A 21,852-nucleotide genomic window follows, 5' to 3' on the forward strand; every position below is an offset into this window, starting at 1 on the left:
AAAAAGAGCTTGACCAGGGGGAGCATTTAATTTATGAAAGGGGAATTCCCTCTATTTCCAGACATCCCATCGATAAAAACAACCCAGAAATACCCGTCGTCAATTAAAATGTACCGCACATCACCTTCCATGACATAGATTTGAAAAAACGGGTGGGCCTACGACCGTATTTTGAAGGTAGCAAGAAGCATCGCCGACTTAGCAAATGAAACAGAAATTAACGAATCTCATATCAGTGAAGCCATTCAATATCGTTCCCTAGATCGAGAGGGATGGTTGGGCTGAACTTATTAAGATTTAAAATAATTTTATTCACCCCATTAAGCTAATAGATATGCTGATCTTTTTCATATTTTCAAGCAAGGTTTCTTAAATGGAACTCACCTTTGGCCTATTCAAATCTTCATACATAGAGACACACTTCTTCTATCAGGGTATACCCTGAATTTTTAAAGTTCAGCGTATGCCCTGAACTTATTTTTACCTCTTCATACTAGCTTGCGGTTGTAATTCTATAATAGTCTAATTATGAAAACGACCATAAAACTAATATGCCTTTTAGGGATATTGATTTTCGCAAGCTGTAGTAAGAATGATGATAGCCTAGATGTTCTGCCTGAGGTAAATCTAAAAAGTAGCGCAAAACAAATAACCGGTTTTGAATTTAACACCTCTAACAATAATGGGTTGTCTGAGAAAATAACCGCCAGCATTGATGAGGCCAATAAAACTATTAGTGCCCTTGTACCCTACGGTGCAGACCTCACTTCTTTTACACCTACTACTACTGTTTCTGACAAGGCAAACATAACACCAACAGGAGCACAAGATTTTAGTAGCCCCGTGATCTATACCATTACAGCGGAAGACAATACAAAAAGCACCTACACTGCAACTATAACCACCGCCCCAAATACAGAAAAAGCAATTTTAAGCTTTCAATTTTTACTATCGGAAAATCCTTTTGACATAAATATCATTGCGGAAATAGACGAGGAGAATAAACGTATCACATTCAACGTGCCGGATGGAGCAGATATTTCTGCCCTATTGCCCACCATACAAACCTCAAATGATGCCTCTATCAGTCCGCAAGGGTTACAAAATTTTGAAGAAACCGTTACGTATAAAATTACTGCGCAAGACGGTTCTACTACAGAATACGAAGTTAGGGCAACACTATCTCAAAGAGCCGTACTCATTGCCATTTATAATGAGAGTCCCGGTAATACCTTAGGATGGGATATTGAAAGTACAGATATTGGCAATTGGCAAGGCGTAACTATTGATATAGATGGCCATGTGACCGGTCTAAATCTATCCGATAAAAACATTGAATATTTATCTCCTAAAGTCGGATTATTAGACCATTTAACCTTATTAGCTATTGCCAGAACTCCTTTGAAGTATATACCCAAAGAAGTTGGGAGTCTAATCAATTTAACGTATTTAAATCTGGTACAAACCGAAATTAGTAAACTTCCTGAGGAAATTGGGAATCTCAATGAATTAAAAGTACTCTCCCTTAGTAAAGGCAATTTAAGTACCCTCACCACTCAAATAGGAACTCTTGTTAATTTAGAACATTTAGCACTTGGCAACAATCAACTTACCCAAATACCCCTTGAAATTGGGAACCTCAGCAAATTGGTCAGTTTAGAACTGACCAACAACCCGTTGACTCAACTTCCTCCTGAAATTGGAAACCTATCATCTTTGGTTAGTTTAAGCCTAAATGGATTAGAGTCCGTTCAACTTCCTCCTGAAATTGGAAATCTCACTTCTTTGGTCTTTTTAGGTTTAGCAAGGAATGACCTTATCGAAATACCTCCAGAAATTGGAAATCTATCCGACCTTACAAATTTGGATCTAAGCAATAACCAACTTACTAAAATACCTCCTGAAATCGGCAACCTCACCAATTTAAATTATTTGAGTTTAAACAACAATCAATTGACCGAAATCCCTAGTGAAATAGGCAACCTGACCAATTTAGTCACTTTGAATTTGCTAGATAACCAGCTAACAATTATCCCATTTGCTGTATGTCAATTACAGCCGCTACATGGCACTGATCTTCAAGTGGATCCAGAAGTATTTTGTACAAGTTCTTCATCAAAAATATAATCGATAAAAAAATATGAAAACAACACTCAATAGAACAGTAATCATTGTACTCTTTTTTGCAGCCCTTTTAGGTTGCCAAAAAGATGAACCCATGGCGAAAAGTGACGACCCTATAGCGGAAACTCCGTCGCCTACAACCACTCAAAGTACAATCACGGGCACAATAGTAATACCCACAGAAAGTGTTATTGACGTTAACAATCTGACCATCGTATCACCAATTGATAAAGCTACCGTATCTGATGGCACCTATGAAATTGCCACTCAAGAAGATCAATTCCTCACTCAATTGGTAAGTGATGGCAATGGCGATGTACTGTTAATGGGTTTTAGCTACCCTGGGCAAACTGATTTTACAATCGACACGAAATCAACTGCTTTGGCCATACTTATGAATTTGCCATTCTCTTTGTTGATGACCAAAGAAGTCAAATTGGAACTCATCGCTAGGTTTTTGAGTAATCCCGATTTCTCTAATTTAGAGACGGCCATTGAAAAAAACCTAAACGAAAACTTGAATCTCTTAGATGTTTCAAGCGAGGAATTAGCGACTGCGATATCCGTTTTTTACAATCAAACCCTATTCCCTCAAGCGAGTAAAACCAGAAAACTGAATTATTCTTATGACCCGGTAGATATTCGTCTCACCAACAATGAAATCACCTTTGTAAACTTGGGTAAAACCTATGATACCGAAATTGGTATTTATAAAGACGATGTAAAAGTCAAACGTATTACCTCTGAACGCATTACGTTTTTACCTACAACCATTGGTGGTGCAATAGGAGCCTTCGCGAGTGCATATGGTGGTACAGCATTACCAGGAAATCTACAACCAGTGGAATACAAATATACGTTCGATGAAGACGGCCAATATGACATCAGAATAAGAACGGGCAAATTAGCGGATATCTCTACAGAAAATCAAGTAGCGCTTTTAAGTAATTATATTAATTGGGGTACAGATTTGATTCTTGAAGTATTACCATTGGGCGATTGCGTTCAACCCATTATCGCCGATTTTAAACAGCATGCACAAACCTTCGGGTCTTTTGGTGATGCGACCACCCAACAAGAAAAATTAGGACTACTATATGACGTGTTGTATACATTTTTTAACCAAACCCAAACGCTGGTCAACTGCTTAGGTAGCGGAGGCCAATTGACGGATTACCTCAAAAAATTCGCGTCACTGTTGAAATTCTTAGACTTGGTCGGCAAAATAGGCAATGGCGGCAATATATTGGTCGGTATTGCACAATTGGTGGCCGATAATGGTAAAATGGATGTTTGCTATCAAGTTCAAGGGGATGAAGTAACAGAATGTGATGGCTGTGATCAACAAAATTCATTTACTGACCAACGAGATGGAAAGAAATACTGTGCTGTGACCATAGGAAATCAAACTTGGTTGGCTGAGAACCTAAATTATGAAATAGAGGGGTCTTTATGTCCGGAAGAAGAACAAGTCATTGGATGCAAAGGTTCCAACGAAAATTGCGGGACTTATGGACGTCTATATAATTTAGAGCAATTAGATATCGCCATTCCCGATGGTTGGCATCTACCATCTCGGGAAGAATATGTGGCGCTAGTGGACTTTCTTGGCGGTCCTAACGAGGCAGCATCAAAGTTGAAGGCCGATTCCAATTTATGGAATTTCGATGGTGCGTCGGGCACAAATAGTAGTGGATTTTCAGCATTACCGGTTGGTTATGTTATCCCATATGCTAACACTTACCCATTTGAGTGTGCATACTGGAAATTTGGCGATTTGGCAACTTTTTGGACATCAACAAGAAATGATCGACTTACCTCAGACCTCGAAGATGATGTTCATGAATTTTTTCGAATACTTAAATTCGGACAAACTGGTTTCTCCGGTGTTCAATATGAAGCGGTAGAATATGGTATTCCACCCAACACCGGTTTATTAATTCCAGTAGAGCACGCCTACTTTCCAGTACGATTAATTAAGGACTGAGTTTGATTTAAAATCCAATACCAGCAGACTATGAAGAATATAATATTTCCACTTTTTATATTGCTAGCTATAAAAGTACAGGCCCAAATATCACAACATGTTGAGCTACAAGAACTTGGGTTAAGCTTTGATATTCCAGAAGGTTGGCGCGGACAAGTAGATGGTGATTATATCGTCCTTGGGCATCAGAGTATACCGGGTTTAATGATACTATCGTCAAATACGAATAGCAGTGCTAAGGACCTTAAGCAACAAGCTGAGCAAGGGGTTTTTGAAGAGGGGGTGCAACTTACTGCCGATAATGCGTTTTTGATAAAAAAAAATCGTGTGGAAGGCACGTATTCCGGAACCTTCAATGGGCAACAAGTAAAGGCCTATGCAATTGGGTTAATCAATGGCTTGGGGAAAGGCATGAACATTTTGATCTTGACCGAAACCACCGCCTATTCACAAGCGCATAGAAAAGAAGCGAACAAATTGGCAAGTTCCGTTGAGTTCTCGCAAGCGGAAGATAGTAATGCAACCTCTTTTTGGAAACAAAAACTCATGGGCAAGCAACTTTATTTTGGGTTGACCCGAGGTGATGGGTCCGAAAAGCGCACCATTGATTTATGCAGTGATGGCGGCTTTGCCTATTATGGGAATTCGCACATTGCCTTTGACGAAAGTTACGGATTCGGTTCTGCTGGGAGCAATGAGAATGACTCAGGCACCTATACCATATACAGCGTTGGGGATACATCCGTTTTGGAGCTCGCTTTCACCGATGGAACTATTGTTGAGTACGACCTATCAACAAACGAAGAAGGCAATACTTTTTTGGATAATTCAAGATATTATGTTCAAGATTCAAATTTTTGTCGCTAAGTCCGCACATTAAAGGCATTGCATTACCAAAGGCCAGAGCGCCCAAATCGGTGCTTTAAATTTAAAGCGTATCTTGACTAAAGAAAACCACAAGTTTTGAAAATAGTACTAACAGCACTACTCTTTTATATCACCCCGTTTTCTGGGTTTTCGCAGAACGATTCCATTACCATTAAAAACCTATTGGATCTTGGTTACGAATATGAGCAAAACAACCCTGATAGTGCGATTATCACGTATAACAATGCTTATGAACTTGCCAAGAAAGCAAAACTTGACTTTTTTGCCGGAAAGTCAAATCAATACAAAGGCATTGTCTATAGCGATATGGGCAAGTATGATTCAGCTATTTATTATTATGAAAAATCGAAATTTTATTTCATCAAGAACAAGAACTTAAAAGTTGTTGCCGATGTCAATGTCAACATCGGTAATGTACACAGCCTAAAAGCAGATTATACCAAAACGGTCACCTACTACTTAAAAGCTTTGCATATTTATGATAGCATAAAAGAACCTAGTAGCACTTTAGTGGCCTATGGAAATCTCGCGACCATTTTCGAGAAAATACATCGTTTTGAAGAAGCAAAAAACTATTATTACAAATCCATTGAAATAGCCAAGAAATTAAGTGATTCCACTCAATTGGTTTATAACTATTACAACCTATCCAGTCTTTTTTTAAGAGAAAAGAAAAAAGATAGTATCATTTCCGTGTTGACAAAAGCCAAACAATACCTTTCTAAAAATGCCAATCCACATCTATCTTTTCTTATCGAATACGGGGAGTCACAGTATTTTCTTGAATCGAAAAATTATCCGAAAGCCCTAGAATTGGCACAGAAGGCATTGGAAATCGAAAAAAAAATAAACGACCCGAATTATATGGCCATGTGCCATATACTGATAGCAAAATGTCAATTATTCTTAAACCGTTTGGATTCAGCGGAACAAAATGCTCGGCGCGCCATTGATTTTGGAATAAACAATAAGGATGTATTAATGAATGCCTATAGCTTATTGTCAGACATATTTAAATCGAAAAAGAGTTACAAAGCGGCTTTACACAACACAGAAATCTATTTCAAATATTACGACTCCTTAATCAACGAAGGGCAAAGGAACACTATAAATTCATTGAACATTCAGTACGAAACCGAAAGAAAAGACAAAGAAATCGCTGAGCAAAAGCTAGCTATAGAGAAGAAACAAGTCGAGCTTCAAAAAAAACAGACCCAATATAGTATCATGACCGGGATTACTATTATTCTTTTAATCAGTTCCCTCATGGGCTGGTTTCTATACCAACAGCGACAAAAACGAAAAAACCAAGAAATCTTGACATTAAAAAGGGAACAACAAGTGAAGACTTTGGAATCTTTAATGGAAGGTGAAGAGAAAGAGCGATTCCGTATCGCAAAAGAATTACATGATGGCGTAAATGGTGATCTCTCGGCCATTAAGTACAAATTGACATCCATGCTAGAACATAATACGGCAGTTGTCAACGAAGTAGTCACCATGATCGACAAGTCAAGTGAGCAAGTACGGGCGATCTCCCATAACCTAGTGCCACCGTCACTTGAGAGGTTTAATCTGGTAGAAGCCCTGGAAGACTACTGTGGTACTATGAACGAAGTACACGAACCAAAAATCGACTTTCAACATATCGGAGAGCATCCACAGCTGTCAAAAAATAATGAAATCAATATCTATAGGATTGTACAAGAGCTTGTCAGCAATAGTATTAAACATGCGAAGGCAAAGCAAATTACTGTACAGATAAGTTGTCACGAAAATAATTTACAGATTACCGTCGAGGACAATGGCAAAGGTTTTGATCCGACGACAAGTGAAAACAAGGGCATCGGATTAAAAAATATAGCATCAAGAATCGAGTATTTGAAAGCTGCACAAGACTTGGTAAGCAACAAAAAAGGGACGTCCTTTACCATTGAAGTAGATACAACCAAATTAAATGACAACTAAACTAGCCATAACCGATGATCATGTTCTGGTACTTAATGGTATTGAGGCCATGCTCACTGACACGCCTGAGATAAAGGTTGTTGGAACCTACGACACCGCCGAAAAGACGTTAAAACAAATTAAGACGGACAAACCGGACATTCTTCTTTTAGATATCAACCTACCTGATATGGATGGGATGGAACTTTGTAAAATACTGCATAGGAAACATCCTGAACTTAAAATATTGGCATTGACCAATTTTGAAGAAATTTCTTTTGTAAAAAGAATGCTACATCACGGGGCCAGAGGTTATTTGCTCAAAAACACCCAAAAAGAGGAAATGATAGATGCTTTAAAAACGGTCTTGAAAGGCGAGCAGTACCTTCAAAAAAAAATCGAAAAAAAATTATTGAATCGGGCGTTAGGTAAACAAGGAAAGAGTACATTCATACCAAAACTGACCCGAAGGGAACAAGAAATTTTAGAAGCCATAGCAGAAGAACTTACTACGCAAGAAATCTCAGAAAAGCTCTTCATCAGTGTAAAAACAGTTGAAACCCACAGAATGAATCTTATGAGTAAATTGGGTGCTAGAAATAGTGTGGGGATTGTTAAAAAAGCTATTAATTATGGGCTGTTAAACTAATATGGCATAATAACCGGAAAATTCAAATCAACACTTAACCTTAGACTTGCGAAACGTTTCAGGGAACGAACTCTTCAGAAGGCTCCTTGCATGGGTTGAGCAATACATTTTGTTGAGATTACACTAAATTTTGTTTCAGCTTTGAGTAGTATTACACAAATTAAATGGTAGACTTCTTTTTTAGAATATAATGATATCTACTTATAATTAAATTTTATAGCTAAAATTGCGCGTACTGTAGCGGATTTAGAAGAAGTATAAAAAGTCAATGGCAACAACTCTATTGCCGAGGTGGTTCAGTATAGGGACCTGTATGGAGAGGGGTGGTTGTCCATTTCATTCAAAACCTGCGCATTAGAGCTGAAACGAAATCTTGTTTTGAGCTAGTGTTACTTCGCCCGGAACGTATACCCGATCTTAAAAGACCCCATGATAGTGGCCGTATTGGTCTGGCCCCAATCTTCGCCAATAAGATTCGGGCCAACATCTAGTTGAAGGGTGAAACCTTTTGTCGCGATGTACTCAAAGCCTAAGGGAATGTATACCCCAATTTGAGATTCCTTGTTGCTCGACCCTGAAGAACCCATGCTACCGAAAATGTCCCCTACGCTGAACACGACCTCTCTGATCAAGTAGACTTGTAGTCCCCCGTACCATGCAAAACGTTTTTGGCTTCTGTCCGTCAGATATCCATTAAGACCAATATGTGCATCCAAGCCCACACCCAGACCAAAATTCATTGCGATTCTTTTAGTGGTATTATGATTGACATGAATACCCAATGCTTCAGGTCCAAAAAATTGCAGCATCAGGCTCGTGCTCTTGTGGATCGGATCGATGTCAGTTTGTTGTGCATGTATCGGGGTTGCCATGATGGCCATAGTAAGTAGAACGAAAGATACCGAACGTTTATGGAGGGGAACTAACCTACGATAACACAAAGAGCTGGTGTTGATCATGCTAGTTGTTTTTAAGATACTATAGGGTAAGATAGTAAATTATTCGTTGTGTGGACTTGACATCGGGGAAACGTGCAACGATACCGTCACAAGAAATGGAGAGACTACAACCAAAGCAGTACTAATTAACCCATAATGGCTTGAAAATTATTTAGTTACAATATTTTCGCAGATCAGATTATTTTATATCTTAGAGTGTTCAGAATTAAGGAGATAAAGTCCCCCCGGCTTCATCGCCGCCTAAAGTTTTTTAGGTGGCCTACGAAATGATTTTAGAAATGAGCGGGACAAAGAATATTTTCTTCATTTACACAAAAGAGGACAGCACACTGCTCTTACAAGTATTGGATCAGCTTTACCCTTTGAAAAAAGAAGCAGGAGTTTCATTTTGGTACGATGATCCCATTTACCCCGATAAAAGCTGGTATCCTCAAATCGTATCGCGTATTGAAGAGGCGGATGTTTATATCTTTCTCATTAGTAATACCTTCATGTATTCGAGCTTTATACAGCAATTGGAGTTTAAGCAGGTCGTAGATCGTTACAGGAACAATGATGCTTTGCTCATTCCAATCCTCATCGATGACTGTCCATGGGACATTGATTTCAGTTCCGACGAGTACACCTTCAGTTTCAAACAACTACAGGTATTGCCCGAAGCGGGAAAACCCTTGCGAAGTTGGAGTTCGCCCAAAAAGGCCTTGGATGTAAGTGCGGATTATATCAGAAGAAAAATTGCTTCTACGATTGCGTATTCTGAGCGTCTAGCGTCCAAAGTGGATGCCGCTGCGATTCCCGAGGATATGCCTCTGAAAGATACTACTGTGGATAAGGCGAACGATACTGTAGCGCCGAAGGCCGAAACTGCAACCAAGTCCAAAACCCAGGATTCCGCGGAAGGTGAAGAGGTCGAAGAGAAGACGGAGGAAGTGCTACCGGAAGTAACGGAGGAAGTCGTGCCGACGGCAATCGAGGATGTGGAGGAAGTTGCACGAACCACGTATCAGCACGAGGAGGAAAGATCTCCTAACGATAGCGTAACCGAGGATCTTCCCCCGTATCAGAATGATGAAACCCCACCTAAAAATACAATCAATAGAAAACGGATACTTCTTGGAATAGCCGCAACAGTACTCATCATTTTAGGAAGTATCGTGCTTTCGCAATTCGGTAAGAACTCCGAAGGAGAGCTACTACCGGAAACTAAGAATGGAACAAGCGCAACGGATGCTTCTAGTCCAAAAGAGGCAGTACCCGCTTCAACAAGTGAAGTATCCGTAGCAGAGCAACCAGAGGCTTCAAGCTCGAATGCGGCAGCTGCGGAATTGACCTTGACTATTGGTGATTCTTATGGCGATGGACTCATTTTTGAAATCGACACTAACGGAAAAACGGGTAGAGTTGCCCACCGGAACGATTTGGGACCCATGATATGGACCGATGCCCTAAAAATTCACGAAGAATTGGGGGAGGGCTGGCGCTTACCGACACACGATGAATTGAAAAGCATGTACGACGTCCTTGGAAAAGGAGCGGATAACGATGGGCATTTTGCGGACGACCTGTATTGGAGCGCAACGCCCTATGATGAAAACCAGGCGAAGTTAGTTCGGTTTACTGATGGCAACGCTTCTTATCATTACAATAGCCGGGGAACACATCGACAATTTTTGGTTCGGGCCGTACGTGATTTCGAGCGGAAATAGAGGCTTTTCAAATTAGGGACTACAATTTGTGAAATTTGGTTTTGGTAATACCCACGACCCTGTATTGATACTGAAGTACCTACAATTGGTTACCTTAGCAACGTTCCAAACGGATAAGTCTTGGTTGAACTTGATTGCACCGCTAAACATAGACTGCATTTCTGTAGCACTGCTAACGTCCCAATAGGAAATGTCTTGATTGAATTTAGTTCCACTAAACATTCTAAAGAAATTCGTGACTTTGCCCACGTTCCAAGAAGAAATATCCTGATTGAAAATGCTTTGAGCGAACATTCTGTCCATATTCTGTACGTTGGCCGTCTCCCAAGAGGAAATATCCTGATTAAAAATGCTTTCCTCGAACATTTCGCTCATATCACGTACGTTGCCCGTATTCCATGAGGAAATTTCTTGGTTAAAATTACTATAGGAAAACATTCCCCTCATACTTTCAACATTGGCGACATTCCAAGTGGATAGATCTTGATTGAAAAGATTACCTTTTCGGCTATACTCAGCTCTACCACTGAACATCCCATTCATAAACCTAACGTTGCTAACATCCCAATTGGCGATGTTTTGAGTGAAGGCAGTACTAGCGAACATATAGGACATATCCAACACATTACTGGTATCCCATGAGGAAATATCTTGATTGAAATCACTTCCGGCGAACATTCGACCCATATTGGTCACGTTACTCGTATTCCAAGATGAAATACTTTGGTTAAATCGACTTTCCTCGAACATTCCAATCATATTTTTAACGTTGCTCACATCCCATGTCGCGATGTTCTGATTAAAAGTATCCGTGCTCATAGATGGTCCTTGGTAACCAAAATTTCGGAACATGTAGGCCATATTTTGCACATTGGAGACATCCCAATTAGAAATATCTTGGTTAAATGCACTAGCTTGAAACATACCTTCCATATTGCGAACATTACTGATATCCCAAAAAGAGATATCTTGATTGAAGTCACAGGAATCAAACATATAGGCCATATTCTCAACATTGCTAACATCCCAATTAGAGATATCCTGATTGAATTCACCCCAGTTGAACCCTCCATCCAGGCCACTATTGTGTTCACCCCCAGAGAACAATCTAGCCATATTTGTCACGTTGCTTACATCCCAAGAGGAGATGTCCATATTGAATCCGGTACCCCAAAACATTCCTAACAAATCGGTTATGGTACTGATGTCCCAGTCCTTAATGGATGCATCCATATAAAGGTTTGCATTTGCAAACATATTACGAAGACTGGTACATTGACTGAGATCGGGGACGTCTTTTGCCGATACGCGTACACCTTCAGCTGCAAAGGAGGATTCCATAGATGACCATTTTATATCTCCCCATTGTAGAACCTCTGTTCTGTGGTCGTGAAGGAAGGTATAGTAATCTTGCAAACCAAAGGCGATTTTTGGGAACTGACCATATATCTTAATGGGATACACGTAGATACGCTCAGTAGCAGCATACTCATGGGTAATATCACCATTTACGTGGGTGTCAATGTGTCCATCACCCCAATCAACCATATAATCATAGGTGTAGGCAGGATCGGTAGGTATAGTAACCTCATAGGACTCAGATTCCCAGTAGAGCCAAGAATGGGTAAATATAAATGGACGTTCTTGTGGTTGAGACTTAGTGCTAGTCTCATATTCTTCCGAAAACGAAGTATTTCCATACTGGTCTTCCGTGTAAATTTGCCAATAATAAGTGGTGTTTTCGGTTAAGGGAAAGGGGTTGTTGTTTCCAACGGTCTGAATGTGAAGGGTTAGTAGGTTGTTGGCGATAGCTGTAGCACCTACATATACTCCAGGGCTCGTTCCAAATCGGATATACCCTTTACTGCCTTCGTCAAGTTTCCAAGATACCCTAAAAGAGGTCTGACTTATTTCATCGACATTCACTTCCGTAATGATCGGAGGTTCCTTATCAAGTTGACTTCCCGTGCAGCCTTGAGCGTCTACCTCCTCATCTTGTGGAGAATCAGGGCAGAGATCTTTATCGTCGGTTACCCCGTCTTGATCCGAATCTTTTTGACTGGCAGAACAGCCATTTTCGTCAACCGTTTCTCCGGCTGGGGTATTCGGACATTCATCTTGATCATTGGCAATACCGTCTTCATCGCCATCGACCTGCGAATCGTCACAGCCAAATTCATCAACTTCGGCACCTTCAGGAGTATCGGCACATTGGTCTACATCGTCGGTTACCCCGTCACCATCCGAATCTTTTTGGCTGGAGGAACAACCATCTGAATCAACGGTTTCCCCGAGAGGGGTATGGGCACATTGATCCACATCGTTCGGCACACCGTCCTCATCCCCATCTATTTGTGAAGGACCACAACCGAACTCGTCAACTTCGGCACCTTCAGGAGTGTCGGCACATTGGTCCACATCATCGGTTACCCCATCACCGTCGGTATCCTTTTCACTAGGGGAACAGCCACTTTCATCTACCGTTGCTCCCGCTGGCGTATCGGGACAATGATCCGCATCACCGATTACTCCATCACCGTCCAAATCGTCCAATTCAAATTCGGCGGTAATCTTGAAGTCCCCACTGAGCACGATTTCCAAGGGATTCGCATCGCTTGACATCCCACCGTTCCACTGCTTGAAGCTATATCCTTCTTTTGGTGTCGCAGTCAAGGAAATCTTTTCACCTCCGGTGAATTCTCCTGATTGCGGGCTCACACTTCCACCTTCGCTTGGTGTGGAACTTACTTCCAATGTATATTTTGGAGTTTCTTCTTTCTCGCAGCCCCAATAGAAGAAAGCTATGATTAATAGTGCTAAGGGTATTAATTTCTTCATAAAGGGGTTCAGTCGTTGTATAAAATATCCTACTTGAATATAAAGAAATAAATATACCTGTTTTGAATTTGGACGAAAGAATTTATAGACGGCTACCCCTTATAAATCGACAAACGGTATAATTTACACCATGATTTGCATTGGGACAAATGAATTGGAACAAATTGGGTTCACGCTAGAGAAATGTACGGGTTGTTTCCAAAAACCAATTGATAGAATCGATAATCAAGTTAAAGCCTGTTCAACGGGCAATTATACTGATGGGATAATCAGATTTTTCTCGCCTCAATGATCAACGTCTGTACCTTGTAGAATTCAGGTGGATACTCTGCTCGGCCATTTCCGTCCAAGCCTTGTAGGTCGGCCAAGTCACTTTCACCGACCTCTTTTCGTTCCACTTGTTGAAACTGGAACTTTTCTACGAGTTCCTTCAGCGTTTCATAACTGTGAATGACCTGATGCCCCCAGTTACGGTAGAAATTGTTGATGACATAAATGTTGTAGTGGTCACTGTCGCCAACGACCTTGGTCTGTTCAGGAATAAAGTATTTTTTGGCGAATTCAATATAGGCTTTGTTGACCTTGTCCTCTTGGTTATTATAGAGCCCTTGAAGAAAACCGACATGGGGTAAAGCCAAGCGCATCACACCATTTGGTTTTAACACCCGATAGCACTCCGCGAGCATATTACAGGAGTCTTCAAAATAAAGATGCTCGAAAATGTGTTCGGAATAAATATGATCGAAGGTATTGTCCTCAAATGGAAATTTGATACTGGCATCAAGATAAACGACTTCCGGTTTTTGCGGATAGAGGTCCGTATTGAGCCACCCTTTCAAAACATTGACCCCCGTGCCGATATTAAGCATCGGTCTATCGGCCTGTTTTAAATAAGATCGTATGAGTCGTTTTGATTTGGCCCTTTTGACCCTTGTTTTGGCATTTTGATAATACGTGAACGGAGCGATTTTCAATAAATCGATCAATTTTTTTTTCATAGCGGGCAATTGTTGCTGTTCTAAGGTAGCTAATAATTGGGTAATGGAAGTATATCTTTGGCAATAGACCGACCAACGGTAAGGTATATTTGGCATACCGCTTGTTTTCGGTACCCGTCGCCCTAAATCTTATGAAATGACTACGTTCTAGTCCGCTATTTTAATGAGTACCGCCTCACAACTTTTTAAATCGGAATTCAAGATAATTTTTTCGGAAACGGGTCCATCCTTAATTTCAATGGCTACGGTATTCGGTGGTGATGTACCCAAATTATGGGCATATAGAAAGAGATCGTTCGATTTATTCGGGTCTAATTTGATATCGAAAGTTTTATTGCGATAAGTCAGTAGGTACTTTGATACGACCGCTTCTCCATTGAGATAAATCGATACGATGTCACCGTCAACACGACCGTGATCGCGCAAATTGATTTTGATATTTTCACTTTTGACCTGGATCTCATTGACATAGTTCAGATTTCTACCGTCAAAACTCTCTCGTACAACTGGTTTTTCTTCTGACACTTCCAATACCTTTTTGGCTTCGGTTTTAACAATGGCTTTTTCCTTACGGGGGGCCTTTTTGATGGTGAAAAAGGGAGTGGCGAATTTTGCAATCGAATATTTGTTATCCGGAAAAAGTTCAATACCGATGACCCGGTAGTTCGTACCCTCCGCAAGTCCTCGATCCAATGATACGTCTTCAACGAATTTGTTGTTCTTGAAAATTCCGAGTTCCTGAACCACCATATCATCTTTGGTCAGATAGAACTGTATGGTCTTGTCGTCCGGAATGTTCTTGGTATACCATTCCATTTTGACTTTTCCTGGAGACAACCAGACCGAAGCACTGTTCGGAAGTGTAATTTCTATTCGCGTTTGTGGCGGAGCCTGTTTCTTGCTATTCGAAAGTGTAGCATGAATAGGTGTGGCATAGAACAGTAAAATACCGATTGCTAAAAAAACTATTTTCTTCATTTCAATATCATTTGAAGGCAATACAGAAACGAAAAATACCTGGTAATATTGTGAATTTTACCTCCGTAACGGAGTTTAGGAGGGTTTAAAATAAAGAGAAGCGGCATTTGCCGCTTCCCAGTTTTACTGCATCCTAGCGCTTAGGTGTACATTAGAAGTACCAATAGGGCCCAAATAATGCAAAATGCGCAATAGGCATACAAAAGACTAGCATAGATTGAAGTTTCCTTCTGCATACGTATGAATTTGTTAGTAAAACGCGAGAAGTGATATCAGTACCCGAACCATTCTGTCAAGGGAGGATAATTTCGACAGATGACCTTGAGCTCGATAAACGTGTGTATTTTATCTATGAGTACCCGATACACAGATGGTTACAGATCAAGCCTTATCGATAATTTTGGCCGTTCGACGGGCCGGTTCCTTAGCCAAGTACCTTTCGAATGGCCTTTCCAAAGAGTTCTACTTCCTCGACTTTCCCTGTACTGATACGGGCCCAGTTGTAAAAAGGAGGGAATGGGCGACCGATCATAATATTCTCCTTTTTCATATCCGCTATCAACCCGTCAATATGCCTCCCAGACTTAAAGAAAACAAAGTTGGTATGTGACTTGATGTATTCCAAACCTAGATCATCCAAAGCCCCATAAATGAGTTTTTTTCCCTCAGCGTTTTTCATGAGGCTGAATTTATAGAATTCATCATCCTTCAAAGCCTCTTTTGCGGCGGCGATGGCCAACATGTTGGTTCTGGCCATCACGCTTCGCTTCAATCGTGAGGCGATATCGGGTCGCGTGACCAAATACCCGATACGAAGCCCTGCCATGCCATATACCTTTGAAAAGGTCTTAGAGACGATAACGTTGTTGCCTTTTTTGACCAATTCTACCATAGAGGGGTAATCGGGCTCAAGAATAAAATCATAATAGGCTTCATCACTAAAAACCACGGCCTGCTCGCTCATGGATGCACAAAAATCCTGCAATTGGTTTTTTTCGATTATCGTACCTGTGGGGTTATTGGGATTGCAAATGTAAATGAGCCGCGTACGTGTGGTGATCCGTTTGGCCATGGCCTCCAAATCATGATTAAAGGTAGCATCTACCGCCACCCGATGTACGTATGCGCCATGTGCTTCCCCATAGCGAAGAATCTGTTGAAATGTAGGATCCGCCGCGATAATTTCACCGCCGGCCACCCCGTACACCAATCCAGCGGCACACAGGCCTTCCCCTGAGCCACCCGTGACGACGATATGGTCTTTGGTCACACCTTCCTTTTCAGCGATCATTTCGACAAGACCGGATAGCGCCTGAAAAGGATACCGGCATGCAGCATCATATGAGTCGGTAATTGCCGCCCTGACCCGTTTTGAAGGGCCATAAGGGTTTTCGTTGGAACTCAATTTTATGAGTCCATTAGAAGTAACTTTATCCGGGGTTTCAACTGCAAAAGCCTCCAAGCCACCCACCAGGGCAAAACCACTGGAGAGTCCAACGGTCTTTAGCCATTTTCTACGATCAATGTTTTTCATTTCATATCTTTTTGAGAGCTAGAAGATACGAATAATAGTGTTGGTAAGTTCTAAACGGTGGTTACAAACCGGTTTTGAGGCTGAAGCGAAACACGGTCGGATACGAACAAAAAAAGAACCATCGCTATCTGCGATGGTTCAAGAATCCTGTTAACTCCACAACCATTTGGATTCAAAGCTGAAATTCTTCATTATTCGGTTCTTCCTTGCGCGGCGAAGCGGGTACGAAAACATCCTTTAATACATAAGCTCCGATTAAGGTAATGCCTAATGAAAGTAAGTGAATTGCATAACTCCAATCCAAAACTTTAAGGATTGTTCCTGCGATTACGCCCAAAGTTCCTACGACAAGTAGACAGTTCCATAATATTTGTCCTAAACTATTTTTTGCCCTACGGTCCTCATCGAGAAAATAAGCGGTTCCTTCCATAATGAACCAAGTAAGGAAAGCAATTGCGGTGATGATCTGGAAGAATAGGGTATAGGGAAAGTCCAGAACCCTGAAAATTCCGTTTGTAGACCAAAAGACGATCAATACCAATTTGGTATAATCGATGAATCGCTTTTCGGTTTTCTTGGCGAATCGAAGCATGTATAGAACTCCGATTAACGAAAAGCCCAATAGCATGACTTCCTTGGCATAGGGCCACTCCAATATTTTGGCCAACATTCCGAATAATAAGATCGCAATGGACACTCTCAGCGGTAGCTTCAAAATCTTTTTCATGGGTGACATACAACTGTTTTTTTAGGGGATTAAATTGCTTTGATGTTCGCTCGCAATCCTTCCATAATACCGATAATATTATGAACGGTTTCTTTGAGATAATATTTAATGAGAACATGTGGAATTCGAATGGTGGTAAACCCGTTTTTAAACGAGTGCATCGCCTCTTCCAAATCGTTTATGGCCTGTTCATGTGTCAACATATGATATTCACAATCGATCTCAATGTTCAACTTCACCCGTGAAATAGCTATGTCTACTGACTTCTTGCCATCCCACCATTCTAGCATTGCACTTACGCCTTCCTCCTTTAGTCCATAATAGAGCTGTATCGCTTCTAAGGGCGTTCCATTTTGCTTACGCAGCTTTTCCATTCGTATTCTATGCTGACTGCATAGTTCTACACCTAGGGAGCTCATGGAGTTTTTGTGGTCAACGTAACCGAGTTCTTTATTACATTCTAAACACGTCATTTAAGTAGGTTAATTGTGGTTTGGGATTAGTATAACCGACGCTTTTTTGGAATATTATATAATCTCGATGTACGGTACCCCACTTTTAGACGAACTGCAAATTTTTAGATGAAATGCACAAAATTTGTTAAAATGAACCTCTGAATTTATATGGTTTTCATAGCAACGGAATTGGAAAGAACCTTCTATATTTACCCGATAAGTTAACAACCGCACTAGAGATGTTCAAAAAAATTGGCCCCGGTGTCCTCGTGGCCGCAGCCTTTATAGGTCCAGGAACCGTAACGGCCTGCACCCTTGCCGGTGCGGCATTCGGCTATACGCTCTTGTGGGCGATGTTGCTTTCGATCATAGCAACAATAGTGTTACAAGAGATGGCCGCGCGATTAGGGATCATTACGCAAAGGGGATTGGCCGATGTCATCAAAAGTGAATTGAAGACTCCTTTGATTCGCTATAGCGTCATAGGTATTATATTAGGGGCTATAGTGATTGGTAACGCCGCTTATGAAGCGGGTAATATCGGGGGAGCTACTTTGGGACTTGAGGCCCTTTTCGGCGTCGATTATGTAAATTATTATCCCTTAATCATAGGTATATGTGCCTTTGGTCTATTGTATATCGGCAATTATAAAGTGCTTGAGAAAGTGTTGGTGTCCTTGGTCATCGTCATGAGCTTGTCTTTCGTCGTGACCGCGATTATTACTAAACCTGATCTAGGTCAGATCTTTAAAGGTCTTTTTATACCTGAAATTCCCCAAAACGGAATATTGACCCTTATCGCATTGGTAGGTACGACCGTAGTGCCGTACAATCTTTTTCTACATGCCTCTTTGGTCAGCGAAAAATGGAAGTCAAAAGATGACCTGAAGTCCGTACGGCGCGATACCTATATTTCAATCGCATTGGGCGGCATGGTCTCTATGTGTATCATTATCGCGGCAAGTACAATACAAGGTGAAACGATTACGAATGTACTTGATCTGGCCAAGGGACTTCAACCGCTTTATGGTAGTGCGGCGAAGTACTTTATGGGGATAGGACTTTTTGCGGCAGGCGTGACCTCGGCAATTACAGCTCCTTTGGCAGCTGCCTATGTGGTAAATAGCTGCTTTGGCTGGCGGGTAGGATTGCAGCACATCAAGTTCAAAATGGTCTGGATGGTTATTCTCGCTTTGGGCGTCGGTTTTCTCTTTTTTGGATATACCCCAATTGAAATCATTAAGTTCGCCCAAGTAGCGAATGGCATTCTATTACCCTTGATCGCCGTGTTTTTACTGTGGATCGTAAACAAGGTTTCGGTTATGGGCGACTACAGGAATACGAAGTTCCAGAATGCTATCGGTATCCTTATTATAGTGTTGGCACTGGCCTTGGGATTAAAGAGTATATTTAAAGTAATTGGTCTATTATAATGGAAAAAGTAGCTATCGATATCAATTGTGATGTAGGTGAAGGTGTCGGGAATGAAGAAAAGATATTACCCCTGGTCTCTTCATGCAGTATCGCTTGCGGAGGTCACGCAGGAGACCTTAAGACCATGGCACAGGTCGCAAAGATCGCAAAACAACATAAGGTCAAGGTCGGTGCACACCCTTCCTATCCGGATCGGGAGAATTTTGGGCGGGTAAGCCTGTCAATGCCCAAGGAGCAATTGATCGATTCCTTACAAAAACAGATGGCCGAGTTCGTTTCCATTCTAACGGAAGAACAAATTTCGCTATACCACATTAAGGCGCACGGAGCACTTTATAATGATATTACGGTAGATAGAGACCTAGCACGTACGTTTTTGGAAGCCATTGAACCCTATAAAAAGGATTCCTTTCTATACGTACCCTTTAACTCGGCCATTGAAGGAGAGGCCCTGGTGTCCGGTTTTCAGATAAAGTATGAAGCGTTCGGAGATCGTAATTATACCGATGAAGGCCTGCTCATGTCAAGAAAAAAAGAAAACGCCGTCATTCAAGAGCCCCAAGCCGTGTTGGAACACATTGCGCGAATGGTGCATGAAAGAGAGGCCAAGCTTCCGAGTGGGAAGCGCATACGAATGTTGGCCGATACCTATTGTATCCATGGGGATACCCCATCTGCTTTGGAAATATTAACGTATATTTCAGCTCATCAAATCATGTATAATTTGCATATCAAGAAGTGAGCGATTATTCCATCTCCATACGCCAGTTCGGCGTTCATGCTATTTTGGTAGAATGGCCTCCAAAAGTCGAGGAATCCATTCTTGATGATATTCTACTGTTCTCCAAACACTTAAAGCAAAATTGTCTTGACCAATCGGCATGGGAAATCGTGCCCTCTTACAATTCGATTACCCTGATCCACCGCAAGAGTCCTATTGCTTTCTCCGAACTACGGACAGATATCACCAAATGGTATGCCGAGGATTTCACCTCTGAAAGTCGGGAAAGGTTTCTGTGGAGACTGCCGGTGTGTTATGATCTGGAATTCGGAATAGACCTGCCCGAAGTAGCTGAGCGGCTGAAAATGTCAATAGGCGAAGTAATCGAGCTCCATACAGCCTCGCGGTACACGGTATACGGTATTGGTTTTTTACCAGGGTTCATGTATTTAGGAGGCTTGCCTTCAAAATTGGAAATTCCTAGAAGAAAAGAACCGCGCCTTAAAGTGCAGAAAGGAGCTGTTGGCTTGGCCGGGAAGCAAACGGGTATTTACCCGCAGGAGTCACCAGGGGGGTGGAATATTATCGGAAATTGTTCGGTCGCGATGTTCAACCCCGGCAATGAAGACCCCTGTTTTGTAAATGTAGGAGACAAGGTGCAGTTTTATGCTATAGAAAAAGCCGAATACGACCTGCATAAAATAGAAGGGGAGGTCGGGATTTATAAATTGGAAAAAATCAAGTTGGATGCTTAGACTGCTAAAATCAGGATTTTTCACCAGTATTCAAGATGAAGGTCGCTTCGGTTATCTGGACAAGGGCGTTCCGGTTTCCGGCTTCATGGATTCGTTCTCCGCTACAAAAATCAACTTGCTACTGGAGAATGAACCAAACGCAGCCTTAATGGAGATGACCATGACAGGACCCACCATTGAATTTGAGGCACCCACCTATATCTGCTTAGGCGGTGCCGAAATTTCGGTAACCTTGAACAACAATCCGATCCAACATTATAAGATACACAAAGTCGAAGCTGGTGATATTCTATCGTATGGACGATTGAAAAAAGGGTTTCGAAATTATTTGGCGGTAAAAGATGGTTTTAAGACCGACTCCATCTTGATGAGCCGATCTCAATACTTTCCGGTGACCATTAAAAATTGTTTGAGCGATAGGGCGGAGGTGCCTTATGATGGTGTGAGCATCTTTGAACCCAAAATATCGGAAATTAAGGTCGATTCTTTTTTGGATGAAACGATCTTGGAGGTGTCGAAAGGCCCTGAATTCGAACAACTGCATGACAAACAATTAGAGCGGCTTTTCGCTGGCGAATTCAACGTAGCGAAAGAGAATAATCGTATGGCCTACCAATTGGCCGATACCATTGAGGGACATCAACTTACAATGTTGACTTCCGCCACTTTACCGGGCACCGTGCAGTTAACGCCTTCCGGACGATTGATTATTCTGATGAAAGATGGTCAAACGACCGGCGGATATCCGAGAATTTTACAGCTTTCCGACAAGGCGATTTCCGTTTTGGCACAGAAAAAGTTCGGAGATGCTATCGCGTTCAAACTTTTAAGGGCCTGATTTTTTTCAACTGCTAATTTTTACCTATCATTGTAGTAATGAAAATAAATAAAGTAGTAGTCAATGTGCTTCTTATTGTCCCATAACGGGATGATATGGATTTTCATTGTCAAGAAAGCCTGTATCGAAACCCGATACAGGCTTTCTTTTTTAGGAACAATCCAAAGTCCGATCTAATGCATGAATATGGTATGAATAGAAGGTTTAACCTATTGTAAATAAAGGAGTTGGCTAAAATATGGCAAAATTGACTTTACATCCACCTGTTTTGGTTAAAACGCGGGCTTTAGGAAACTTCTATATTTGTTAATAAG

17 protein-coding genes and 1 pseudogene are annotated in these 21,852 nt (G+C 41.3%); 11 read left to right on the forward strand and 7 right to left on the reverse strand.

Annotated elements, in window-relative coordinates; genetic code table 11:
* Positions 1-156: 156 nt before the first annotated feature.
* From ACKWCA_RS11770 to ACKWCA_RS11795, 6 genes and pseudogenes are all read left to right on the forward strand, one after another.
* Positions 157-285 (forward strand): annotated as a pseudogene (locus tag ACKWCA_RS11770) (magnesium chelatase subunit ChlI family protein); the annotation flags it as partial.
* A 243-nt stretch (positions 286-528) separates the two neighbouring features.
* Positions 529-2,127: a leucine-rich repeat domain-containing protein gene (locus tag ACKWCA_RS11775; protein ID WP_413978394.1), complete on the forward strand. Its 1,599-nt coding sequence runs from the start codon at positions 529-531 to the stop codon at positions 2,125-2,127.
* Between the two features lie 13 nt (positions 2,128-2,140).
* Positions 2,141-4,111: an FISUMP domain-containing protein gene (locus ACKWCA_RS11780; protein ID WP_413978395.1), complete on the forward strand. Its 1,971-nt coding sequence runs from the start codon at positions 2,141-2,143 to the stop codon at positions 4,109-4,111.
* 30 nt (positions 4,112-4,141) lie between these two features.
* A complete protein-coding gene (locus tag ACKWCA_RS11785; RefSeq protein WP_413978396.1) occupies positions 4,142-4,978 on the forward strand; it encodes a hypothetical protein in 837 nt (278 codons plus the stop codon).
* Between the two features lie 96 nt (positions 4,979-5,074).
* Positions 5,075-6,967 (forward strand): tetratricopeptide repeat-containing sensor histidine kinase, encoded by a 1,893-nt coding sequence (locus tag ACKWCA_RS11790; RefSeq protein ID WP_413978397.1) that lies wholly within the window; start codon positions 5,075-5,077, stop codon positions 6,965-6,967.
* Positions 6,957-7,595: a response regulator gene (locus ACKWCA_RS11795; protein WP_413978398.1), complete on the forward strand. Its 639-nt coding sequence runs from the start codon at positions 6,957-6,959 to the stop codon at positions 7,593-7,595. The genes ACKWCA_RS11790 and ACKWCA_RS11795 overlap by 11 nt, the downstream gene beginning before the upstream one ends.
* Positions 7,596-7,984: 389 nt before the next feature.
* On the opposite strand, the gene ACKWCA_RS11800 is transcribed toward ACKWCA_RS11795, so the two are convergent.
* Positions 7,985-8,467 carry a hypothetical protein gene (locus ACKWCA_RS11800; RefSeq protein ID WP_413978399.1) on the reverse strand — a complete coding sequence of 161 codons (483 nt, stop codon included), beginning with the start codon at positions 8,465-8,467 and terminating at the stop codon, positions 7,985-7,987.
* Between the two features lie 365 nt (positions 8,468-8,832).
* On the opposite strand from ACKWCA_RS11800, the gene ACKWCA_RS11805 reads away from it, so the two are divergent.
* Positions 8,833-10,260 carry an Lcl domain-containing protein gene (locus ACKWCA_RS11805; protein WP_413978400.1) on the forward strand — a complete coding sequence of 476 codons (1,428 nt, stop codon included), beginning with the start codon at positions 8,833-8,835 and terminating at the stop codon, positions 10,258-10,260.
* A gap of 12 nt (positions 10,261-10,272) precedes the next feature.
* On the opposite strand, the gene ACKWCA_RS11810 is transcribed toward ACKWCA_RS11805, so the two are convergent.
* The 6 genes from ACKWCA_RS11810 to ACKWCA_RS11835 form a co-directional block, all read right to left on the reverse strand.
* Positions 10,273-13,098: a BspA family leucine-rich repeat surface protein gene (locus ACKWCA_RS11810; protein ID WP_413978401.1), complete on the reverse strand. Its 2,826-nt coding sequence runs from the start codon at positions 13,096-13,098 to the stop codon at positions 10,273-10,275.
* Positions 13,099-13,367: 269 nt separating this feature from the next.
* The gene (locus ACKWCA_RS11815; RefSeq protein WP_413978402.1) at positions 13,368-14,192 is read right to left on the reverse strand and encodes a class I SAM-dependent methyltransferase; all 825 of its coding nucleotides are present in this window, start codon (positions 14,190-14,192) and stop codon (positions 13,368-13,370) included.
* Between the two features lie 51 nt (positions 14,193-14,243).
* Complete coding sequence (locus ACKWCA_RS11820) at positions 14,244-15,074, reverse strand: hypothetical protein (protein ID WP_413978403.1); 831 nt, start codon at positions 15,072-15,074, stop codon at positions 14,244-14,246.
* 424 nt (positions 15,075-15,498) lie between these two features.
* Positions 15,499-16,608, reverse strand: a complete 1,110-nt coding sequence (locus ACKWCA_RS11825; protein ID WP_413978404.1) for a pyridoxal phosphate-dependent aminotransferase — start codon at positions 16,606-16,608, stop codon at positions 15,499-15,501.
* A 172-nt stretch (positions 16,609-16,780) separates the two neighbouring features.
* Positions 16,781-17,344 (reverse strand): hypothetical protein, encoded by a 564-nt coding sequence (locus ACKWCA_RS11830; RefSeq protein ID WP_413978405.1) that lies wholly within the window; start codon positions 17,342-17,344, stop codon positions 16,781-16,783.
* A gap of 20 nt (positions 17,345-17,364) precedes the next feature.
* Complete coding sequence (locus ACKWCA_RS11835) at positions 17,365-17,808, reverse strand: hypothetical protein (RefSeq protein ID WP_413978406.1); 444 nt, start codon at positions 17,806-17,808, stop codon at positions 17,365-17,367.
* Between the two features lie 221 nt (positions 17,809-18,029).
* Between ACKWCA_RS11835 and ACKWCA_RS11840 the strand changes: the two genes are divergently transcribed.
* From ACKWCA_RS11840 to ACKWCA_RS11855, 4 genes are read left to right on the forward strand one after another with little or no spacing between them, the layout of a single operon-like run.
* Complete coding sequence (locus ACKWCA_RS11840) at positions 18,030-19,223, forward strand: Nramp family divalent metal transporter (RefSeq protein WP_413978407.1); 1,194 nt, start codon at positions 18,030-18,032, stop codon at positions 19,221-19,223.
* A complete protein-coding gene (gene pxpA, locus ACKWCA_RS11845) occupies positions 19,223-19,966 on the forward strand; it encodes a 5-oxoprolinase subunit PxpA (RefSeq protein WP_413978408.1) in 744 nt (247 codons plus the stop codon). Before ACKWCA_RS11840 ends, pxpA begins: the two co-directional genes overlap by 1 nt.
* Positions 19,963-20,700 carry a 5-oxoprolinase subunit PxpB gene (pxpB, locus tag ACKWCA_RS11850; protein ID WP_413978409.1) on the forward strand — a complete coding sequence of 246 codons (738 nt, stop codon included), beginning with the start codon at positions 19,963-19,965 and terminating at the stop codon, positions 20,698-20,700. Before pxpA ends, pxpB begins: the two co-directional genes overlap by 4 nt.
* Complete coding sequence (locus ACKWCA_RS11855; RefSeq protein WP_413978410.1) at positions 20,693-21,538, forward strand: 5-oxoprolinase subunit C family protein; 846 nt, start codon at positions 20,693-20,695, stop codon at positions 21,536-21,538. The genes pxpB and ACKWCA_RS11855 overlap by 8 nt, the downstream gene beginning before the upstream one ends.
* Positions 21,539-21,852 lie beyond the last annotated feature (314 nt).

This window comes from Maribacter corallii, assembly GCF_047345415.1.
In the GTDB taxonomy this organism is placed as follows: Bacteria; Bacteroidota; Bacteroidia; order Flavobacteriales; family Flavobacteriaceae; genus Maribacter_C.

Excerpts from the sequence above, each read along its gene's own strand:
- ACKWCA_RS11775 (WP_413978394.1), top strand. The coding sequence starts at position 529 with ATGAAAACGACCATAAAACTAATATGCCTTTTAGGGATATTGATTTTC.
- ACKWCA_RS11780 (WP_413978395.1), top strand. The coding sequence starts at position 2,141 with ATGAAAACAACACTCAATAGAACAGTAATCATTGTACTCTTTTTTGCA.
- ACKWCA_RS11785 (WP_413978396.1), top strand. The coding sequence starts at position 4,142 with ATGAAGAATATAATATTTCCACTTTTTATATTGCTAGCTATAAAAGTA.
- ACKWCA_RS11795 (WP_413978398.1), top strand. The coding sequence starts at position 6,957 with ATGACAACTAAACTAGCCATAACCGATGATCATGTTCTGGTACTTAAT.
- ACKWCA_RS11800 (WP_413978399.1), bottom strand. The coding sequence starts at position 8,467 with ATGGCAACCCCGATACATGCACAACAAACTGACATCGATCCGATCCAC.
- ACKWCA_RS11805 (WP_413978400.1), top strand. The coding sequence starts at position 8,833 with ATGAGCGGGACAAAGAATATTTTCTTCATTTACACAAAAGAGGACAGC.
- ACKWCA_RS11810 (WP_413978401.1), bottom strand. The coding sequence starts at position 13,098 with ATGAAGAAATTAATACCCTTAGCACTATTAATCATAGCTTTCTTCTAT.
- ACKWCA_RS11815 (WP_413978402.1), bottom strand. The coding sequence starts at position 14,192 with ATGCCAAATATACCTTACCGTTGGTCGGTCTATTGCCAAAGATATACT.
- ACKWCA_RS11820 (WP_413978403.1), bottom strand. The coding sequence starts at position 15,074 with ATGAAGAAAATAGTTTTTTTAGCAATCGGTATTTTACTGTTCTATGCC.
- ACKWCA_RS11825 (WP_413978404.1), bottom strand. The coding sequence starts at position 16,608 with ATGAAAAACATTGATCGTAGAAAATGGCTAAAGACCGTTGGACTCTCC.
- ACKWCA_RS11830 (WP_413978405.1), bottom strand. The coding sequence starts at position 17,344 with ATGTCACCCATGAAAAAGATTTTGAAGCTACCGCTGAGAGTGTCCATT.
- ACKWCA_RS11835 (WP_413978406.1), bottom strand. The coding sequence starts at position 17,808 with ATGACGTGTTTAGAATGTAATAAAGAACTCGGTTACGTTGACCACAAA.
- ACKWCA_RS11840 (WP_413978407.1), top strand. The coding sequence starts at position 18,030 with ATGTTCAAAAAAATTGGCCCCGGTGTCCTCGTGGCCGCAGCCTTTATA.
- pxpA (WP_413978408.1), top strand. The coding sequence starts at position 19,223 with ATGGAAAAAGTAGCTATCGATATCAATTGTGATGTAGGTGAAGGTGTC.
- ACKWCA_RS11855 (WP_413978410.1), top strand. The coding sequence starts at position 20,693 with ATGCTTAGACTGCTAAAATCAGGATTTTTCACCAGTATTCAAGATGAA.